The organism is Longimicrobium sp., from assembly GCA_036377595.1.
Lineage (GTDB): Bacteria > Gemmatimonadota > Gemmatimonadetes > Longimicrobiales > Longimicrobiaceae > Longimicrobium.
Map to the genome: position 1 here is coordinate 21,149 of DASUYB010000034.1, position 7,771 is coordinate 28,919.

The window sequence follows — 7,771 nt, forward strand, 5'->3', positions numbered from 1 at the left end:
TTACGAGCGACAGTTCACTGCCACAGGGTCATCATGTTTTACCAGAGGACTTCTTTCAGTCGTATGTTGATCGAACGCAAGTAGATTTAGCAGCCACGCAGATGTCGGCGCTGCCCGCACACTGTCGCTTGTGAAGCTCCAGAGAAACCTGAATGGGCTCCCGTGTGCAAGTTTCTCGGCAACTTGAGGAGAATAAAGGAATGTTTGGCAAACCTGGAGAAGCCGGCGTGTTACATGGAGACGTTCTTTCAAGACCCGGGCCTCGTTTTCAAGTAACTGCAACGCAAGCTCCGTATAGCCGGAATCTCCAAAATCGTTATGACTCGCCAAGATTAACTTGACCTGCTGGATGGCTATTCTCGGAGCTTCCACTCCTCTGCGCAGGTGAGATACCATGACCGCAGATAAGGTGCGATAGAGATAATCATAAATACGATGTGCGATGTTGGGGATCTGAGTCCAACCATACCAACAAGTCTTGACGTAAGCTTCGGAGTCCTGACCGTAAAAATATAAATAATCCAAAGTGTGAGTAAATATCTCTTCGACTTCTGAATGATAATCGCCCAAGATTTGACGCATATCATTCAACGATAGCTCAGGCTCGTCAGAGGGTGAATCAAAAAACGCCAGCCGCACGAGAGCATCAAAAACATACGCTTGAACGGCATCAAACGCGGTTTGGGGACCAGACCTCACGCGTCGCATGAACGCGTCTGCAAATTCCGTTTCATCAACCGGTATTAGAACACTGATGATAGCCCGGACCAAGTTGTAAACGAGTTCGTGAGAAATCGTTAGGGGGGCCTCTAGAAAACTGTTACAGCCAATAATGAAGCTAGGAGGTGCAGAAATCATTACGGGCGAGCTCTGGTATCCCCTTCGGCTATCGAAAATCGGAATGAGAGGAAGGTAGGCTTCTGCAGGAATATTTAATTGCGACGTCAGTTCCGAAAGATAATCCTTTTGCCACACAGAACTATCCCAAGACTCTTTTTCAAGGCGACCTACGTACGTGCTCGGCATTTGCCTTAACTGCTCTAGACACTCCGGGATAGCAGCGGTGTGAAGAATGTCGGCCGCAAACCGATACAGCTTTCTCAACGCCATATTGGCGATCCCTGTTCCTAACAACGAGTACTGTACCCCCAAGACCCCGCTTCCAAATGTTGCAACAGGCCCGAGCGCCTGTAGATTTAGCTGTGTCAATCCGTATGTAATTTCACGAATTAAGGTTGCCAATTCTCGAGAATCAGCATTCGAATTCAGGTGCAGTGCAACAGCATCATACCATGCGATTATATCAGGTTCAAAATCGGGAAGTGAGACAGCAGCTCGGGCAAGTGACACTTTGATCAACAGCAGAAATTCTTGAAGAAGCTGCTGATTCTCCCTCTGCTTGTCAGGATTTGCTATTTCAGTATCAATCTCGCAAGGCAAAGGTGGAGGTGGCGCCGCCATGCTCTGAAGAATTCCTGCGGAAACAAACCACATCTCGAAGCGCACAATTCGGGTCCGGGCCCACTCTACCAACGTTTCAGCTTGCTCGCGTGTCGCGATACCGAGAATTATATTGTAGCTTCCGATCGTAACCCACACGTCGAGTGTCGGATCGTCGATACCGTACACTAAATGAGGGTTAATCGGGCCTAGTAGGAGCAACCAATAATCCCCTTCTGCACCGTATTGCGCTTTAAGTCTTTGAGGATCGACTCGATAGGGGTAAATCGGGGAGAGGGTTGCTGTCGGGCGCACACCGCCAAGGACCCGTAACATATCTGATTCGAGACGTACAAAACGTTGTTTCGAGCCAGAATCATAATCCACGGTCAAATAGTGAGATGGATGCATGACCGGCAGCCCCATGGCTGCATCTCCGGAGGTTGGTAAGTCAACCACTTCTACTGAGAGTTCCGTTGATGACTTGGCTCCAGTTGGCGTGAGCTGCGCCGCAAGGTCATCAACAGTTTGGGGCGACAGAAATGATGTCTGAATGAGTTCACGGATAGATTTCACTACATCTGTCCAACCCGCATCTCGATTCTTCCATTCCGTAATTGGCTTCCCGTTTTGAGGCAGGGCTTGAAGAGTTCCGATAGGCGTGCTGGTCCAATCACATGGACGAGCAATTATTGGAATGACAATAGCCTCCCCTCGCTTATGCCGATCTAATGCTTTTTGCATTTCAATCGAGTAACAGTAGTTTGACGAAATGAAGTGTGCGGATACAAGAAGTAGGATTAAATCTGCCTCCGCTAGTTTCTCATCAATCTCTCTTTGCCAATCACGACCTGGCAGGATCAGGCGATCCGTCCAAATCTCTCGAACCAGCAGCAAACGATGCAAGACTGCCAGATGCGCCTCTAAGTCCTGCCGGAGCCGCTCATCGCGATGAGAATAGCTGCAGAGAATTCGCATACTCATGTTTAGCGGCATCGCCTCGGCCGATTTGAGGTCTGCACTTGGGTATAGAAAAGTGAAGCTGACCGACTTCGTCTGGCGAAGATACGGCCAGCCTCTCTCGCAAACAGACCCCGACAGTCAATTCCTCTGAAAGACTAGCCTTGTGGCGCGACCCTGGTCAAGAGAATCACACATCAAGACGCAACCATGCGAAAAGGCTTTGCCGCAGGCAATTAATCCCGGAGCGCTACCTCCGCGACCGTCACCGCCACCACGTCCTCCGCCAGCGCGACGGGGAGGTCGGGGAGACCGGCGTCGGTCGTGAGCGCGCGGCGGAGGTGGTAGAAGGCGAAGGTGCCGGCCGCGGCGGCGAGGGCGCCGACCAGCGCGCCGACCGCCGCGGACTCGCCGGCGCGGCGGGCGATGACGAAGCCGCAGACCGCGCCCGCGGCGATGCGGCCGGCGAGCGGGCCGGGATCGGTGCGCGCGGGGACGAACGGGAGCTTGTCGGCCAGGTGCTCGGCGGCCGAGGCGAGCCCCAGCACGCGCGGCGCGGCCGGGCGCGAGAGCAGGTCGTCGAGCACGCCGTTCGGCACCGTGGGATCGTGCACCAGGTGGCGGCTGAGTGCGGCCGGCGCCGCCATGCTGCGCATCCCCGCCACCACGCCGAGCGCCGCCGCGCGGCCGGCCGTCTCCAGTGACGCCATCGTTCCCCTCCCGCTGAAATCCTCGTCTACCGCCCCTGACCGACGCCGACGCACGAACGACGCCGGGAGATCCGCACGGCGCGAAACGAGCCTCGGCAGCCGGCGAGGAACGGGCCGGCTGCCGAGGGAGCGATGCCAGGCTGGCGGCGATCAGAAGATGCAGGTGCAGCAGCCCGTGGTCGGATCCCAGGAGAACGAGGTGGCGGTGGTCTGCGAGCAGTGGAACCTGCACGCCGACTGCGAGTGCGTGTAGGTCCAGCAGTGCCGGCCCTCCGCGGCCGCGGGCGCCGCGCTGGCGCTGGCCGCGGCCAGGCCGGAGCCGAGCGCCGACGCGATGGCGGCTCCGAAGAGGATCCTTCCGATGCGTGTGGTGGATGCGCTCATGAGTGCCTCCCTGGGGTGGGTGTTGGAGGTTTCTCCGGCGCGAAATGTGGCGCCGGAGCGCCTGGACCCGTGCGGGTAGCAGCCCTTGCGTTCGTCGCTCCGCGGCCGAGCAGCCTCAGAAGAAGCAGGTGCAGCAGCCCGTCGCCGGATCGTAATCGAAGGCCGTGGCGTTGTTCTGGGCGCAGTGGTACCTGCACAACGACGACGAGTGGGTGTAGATCCAGCAGTGCCGGCCTTCCGCGGCCGCGGGCGCCGCGCTGGCGCTGGCCGCGGCCAGGCCGGAGCTGAGCGCCGTCGCGATGGCGGCTCCGAACAGGACCCTTCCGATGCGTGCGGTGGATGCGCTCATGAGTGCCTCCCCGGGGTGGGAGTGGAGGTGCCCCGGCCGCCGCGGAGATGCGGCGCCGGAGCGGCTCACCGGGCGGTGAGCGTTGCACCAGGCTCAGGGCGTGATCGGGTCACACTGCACGACGCACGACATGTCCTTGTCGCAGTAGGTGTAGGCCTGCGACCAGGGCTGGCAGCCAACCGAGCCGCAGTTGCAGGTGCCGTTGCAGCTCTGCCAGCAGGTGCTGCCGGCGCAGGTGGCGTACTGGCAGGTGTCGAACGCCGGATCGATGCTGTCCGACGGCGGGTCGCACTGGATGGGATACGAGTGCCCGTGCACCGTTCCCTGCAGCGGGCCGCCGTCGCGCATGTCGAAGCTCTCGACGCGCAACAGGTGGGGATCCAGCCTCAGCTTCCGCATCTCTTGCCTTTCGGTGGGGGTGACGGATGCAGCCGAATCCGGTTTTCACCGCAGCCTATCTCCCGGATCGGTGCTCGAATTTTAATTCCGGAAAGGTATGCCGACAAGAACAAACAATTGAAGGGATTGATGATCTCCCTCAGAACACCCGCGTGGGATCAGGAACACTGCGATGATGGGGTGAGAGATGCTTACGGCGGGAATGGAGCTAGGATACGAGATGATCGCCGCGGTAGAGCAATCAGTCTCCGTTCCTGTCCTGACGTTGGGCGGGATTCTGGCGCGCGCCTCTGCCTGGTCGGCTTCACATCCCCCCGATACAATCCGCCGAAGCCAGGGAACGAACGGTTCGTGCGCGCGGGCGGTGGATTCGCACCGCGGATGATCCCGCGTGGGCGTTGCCGGAGTATCGTTGCGGCGCGACCTTGTCGCCTCCGCTTCCGGATCCGCGCCACAACGAGGAGCAATTCGTGACGATGAACCCGCCGTTCCGCCCGGCAAGGCGGCTCGCCGTGCAGGTGTGCCTGCTCGCCCTGGCCGCATCTCCCTGGATCGCCGGGCCGGCCGCCGCGCAGCTGTACATGCCACGCACGGTGAGGCAGGCGTACGCGAACGGCACGCGCTCGCCCGACGGGCGGCCGGGGCCGCGCTACTGGCAGAACCGCGCGCGCTACGACATCACCGTGACCGCCGCGCCGCCCGACCGCACCGTGCGCGGCACCGAGCAGATCGTGTACGTCAACAACAGCCCCGACACGCTCTCGACGGTCGTCGTCAAGCTCTTCCTCAACATCCACCGCCCCGGCGCGCCCCGGAACGGCGGCGCGAGCGACGCCTACCTCACCCCCGGCATCCAGATCGACCGCTTCGCGGTGAACGGCGCGGCGGTGCCCCTGCAGAACGATCCGCGCTTCTTCACCTGGCGGCCGGTGCGCCTTCCCGCGCCGCTGCTGCCGCACGACTCGGTGCGGCTGGCGTTCGACTGGCACTACGAGATCTCGCGCGAGGCGGGGCGCGAGGGAATGCTGACCGAAACGACGTGGTACCTGGCCTACTTCTACCCGCGCGTGGCCGTCTACGACGACTACGAGGGGTGGGACACCATGGACTTCACCGACCAGCAGGAGTTCTACAGCGACTTCAACGACTACGACGTGACCATCCGCGTTCCCGCCAACTTCATCGTCTGGGGGACGGGAACGCTGCTCGAGCCGCAGACGGTGCTGCAGCCCGAGGCGCTGCGCCGCTACCAGGCCTCGCTCACGTCCGACAGCACCATCCACGTCGCCACGACGGAAGACGTGGCGGCGCGGCGGGTTACGCAGCAGAAGACGAACGACTGGCGCTTCCGCGCGCGCGATGTGCCCGACATGGCGTTCGGCCTGAGCGACCGCTACCGCTGGGACGCGGCCAGCGTGGTGGTCGATGGGAGGACGCGCCGGCGGGCCAGCGTGCAGGCGGCATACACCGACAGCGCGGCCGACTTCCGGCACATGGTGCAGTTCGGCCGGCACGCGCTGGACTGGCTGAGCCGCGAGTGGCCTGGGGTGCCGTATCCGTACGAGAAGTCCACCATCTTGCTGGGCACCGCCGACATGGAGTACCCGATGATGGTGAACGACAACTCGTTCCCCGACACCACCTTCAGCCGCTTCGTGGCCGAGCACGAGATCGCCCACACGTACATGCCGTTCTGGATGGGGATCAACGAGACGCGCTACGGCTTCATGGACGAGGGGTGGGCCACGACGTTCGAGTACCTGATCGGCGTGGCCGACATGGGGAAGGAGCGCGAGGACGGGTTCTACCGCCAGTTCCGCGTGCAGGGATGGATCGGCGATCCGTCGCCGCTGGAGGACCTTCCCATTGTCACCCCCGAGGACGTGCTGAAGGACCGGGCGTACGGCAACAACGCCTACGGCAAGCCGTCGCTGGGCTACCTGGCGGTGAAGGACCTGCTGGGCGACGACGTCTTCCGCCGCGCGCTGCACGCGTACATGGACCGCTGGCACGGGAAGCACCCCACGCCGTGGGACTTCTTCAACACCTTCAACGACGCGTCGGGGCGGAACCTGGACTGGTTCTGGAGCAACTGGTTCTTCTCCAACCACTACATCGACCTGGCGGCCGGCGGCGCGACGCGCACGGCGAACGGCTACGCGGTCGTCGTCAACAACGTCGGGGGGATGGCGGCGCCGTTCGACCTGCGGCTGCGCTTCGCGGACGGGAGCACGCAGACCGTCCACCAGACCCCCGCCGTCTGGCAGGCCGACCCGCGCCGCGCGACGGTGACGGTCGCCACCACGAAGACGCTCCAGTCGCTCGACCTGGACGGCGGCATCTGGATGGACGCCAACCCCGCCGACAACCACTGGGCCGCGACGCGGTAGCCGTCACCAAGGGAATCGCAGGGGATGGAGATCGGGAGATGAAGAATCGCGGAGCGGCCGGGTGGCTGCTCCGCGATTCGTTTCATTTATCAGCGTCGCGATGACGATCGGTGCGGACCTGTCCTAGCTGAACCGAGGTGGATACGGAAGTAGCCGCAAGGCAGGGATGAAGCGGAAATCGCGCTGATTCTTGGAGACGAGCGGGAGTTCGTCCGTCAGCGCCGTTGCGGCGATCAGCGCATCCGTAATTTGCAGCCCGTGGCTGAGCCGAAATCTGCGCAGAAGCTTGACTGCTTCTTCGCAAGCCGCGTCTCCGGGCGGGAGGATGGCGAACCGCTGGACGAACCTGTCGGCCTCTCGCAACTCGGCTTTGTTCCTGCACCCAGCGATCAACTCCAACTGCGTAATGGTGCTGATCGTCAGGATGTGCTCATCGGACGCTGCTTCGACAACGTCCAGAGCAGTGGGAACACCTCGCGCAACATCGACGAGGACGTCGGTATCGAAGAGAACGGGGCCAGCCACCTACACGCCCCATTCCTCGTCACGCAGACGCCGCACCCACTCCGTGCTGTCGACGAGATCCTCGCGATCTTTCCACATTCCGACAAAGGGTTCGTCGCGCAAGGATCGAGGGGGCTCCGCATCCTCGGTGCGGCGCCTCTTGCTCCTGCTACTCAGGAACGCGATGAACGAGGCAGCCTGGCGCTGCGCCGCCGGGCTGAGTGCTTCGAACTGCCGCCACAAGCGTGTTGTCTGCATCATCTGACTCCGGCTCCAAAGTTCCTCGAGAATATATGCTCTCGTCCGCAGTAGCGGGATGTCACTCGCGAAGCCGCTTGGTGAAGTCGAACGCGGACGCGAGCGCGTTGACATCTTCCTCCACCAGCCTGCGGATCTCGACGGGGATTGCATCGACGCTCCAGTCCTGATCTCAAGATAATCAATCAGAAAAACAGCAAGTCTCACGCAGAGTTAGCAGAGTCAGCAGTAAACTGCAGCAGGCGTTCGACAGTTCCGGCTACATGCGAGACCCAGGATTGGCGCCAATCCTGGGTTTTTCGCGCTCAAAACACTGGATTCACCGATTTTCTGTTGTACACGGATTTTCGATGTGCATTGACTCAGCAACAGGCATG

General features: G+C 61.1%; 8 protein-coding genes. 1 reads left to right on the plus strand and 7 read right to left on the minus strand.

What is annotated here, in order from left to right; genetic code table 11:
- The 5 genes from VF092_05800 to VF092_05820 form a co-directional block, all read right to left on the minus strand.
- Complete coding sequence (locus tag VF092_05800) at positions 1–2,436, minus strand: toll/interleukin-1 receptor domain-containing protein (protein HEX6746792.1); 2,436 nt, start codon at positions 2,434–2,436, stop codon at positions 1–3.
- A gap of 200 nt (positions 2,437–2,636) precedes the next feature.
- Complete coding sequence (locus VF092_05805) at positions 2,637–3,110, minus strand: DUF4126 family protein (GenBank protein HEX6746793.1); 474 nt, start codon at positions 3,108–3,110, stop codon at positions 2,637–2,639.
- A gap of 150 nt (positions 3,111–3,260) precedes the next feature.
- Positions 3,261–3,494 (minus strand): hypothetical protein, encoded by a 234-nt coding sequence (locus tag VF092_05810; protein HEX6746794.1) that lies wholly within the window; start codon positions 3,492–3,494, stop codon positions 3,261–3,263.
- A 115-nt stretch (positions 3,495–3,609) separates the two neighbouring features.
- Entirely contained in the window at positions 3,610–3,843 is a 234-nt protein-coding gene (locus VF092_05815; protein HEX6746795.1) for a hypothetical protein, read from the minus strand.
- Positions 3,844–3,936: 93 nt separating this feature from the next.
- The gene (locus VF092_05820; GenBank protein HEX6746796.1) at positions 3,937–4,242 is read right to left on the minus strand and encodes a hypothetical protein; all 306 of its coding nucleotides are present in this window, start codon (positions 4,240–4,242) and stop codon (positions 3,937–3,939) included.
- Between the two features lie 476 nt (positions 4,243–4,718).
- On the opposite strand from VF092_05820, the gene VF092_05825 reads away from it, so the two are divergent.
- Positions 4,719–6,632, plus strand: a complete 1,914-nt coding sequence (locus tag VF092_05825; protein ID HEX6746797.1) for a M1 family metallopeptidase — start codon at positions 4,719–4,721, stop codon at positions 6,630–6,632.
- Positions 6,633–6,755: 123 nt separating this feature from the next.
- Here VF092_05825 and VF092_05830 read toward each other — a convergent pair whose 3' ends face one another.
- On the minus strand, positions 6,756–7,157 hold the full coding sequence (locus VF092_05830) for a type II toxin-antitoxin system VapC family toxin (protein ID HEX6746798.1): 402 nt from the start codon (positions 7,155–7,157) through the stop codon (positions 6,756–6,758).
- Positions 7,158–7,394 (minus strand): hypothetical protein, encoded by a 237-nt coding sequence (locus VF092_05835; GenBank protein ID HEX6746799.1) that lies wholly within the window; start codon positions 7,392–7,394, stop codon positions 7,158–7,160.
- Positions 7,395–7,771: the final 377 nt, after the last annotated feature.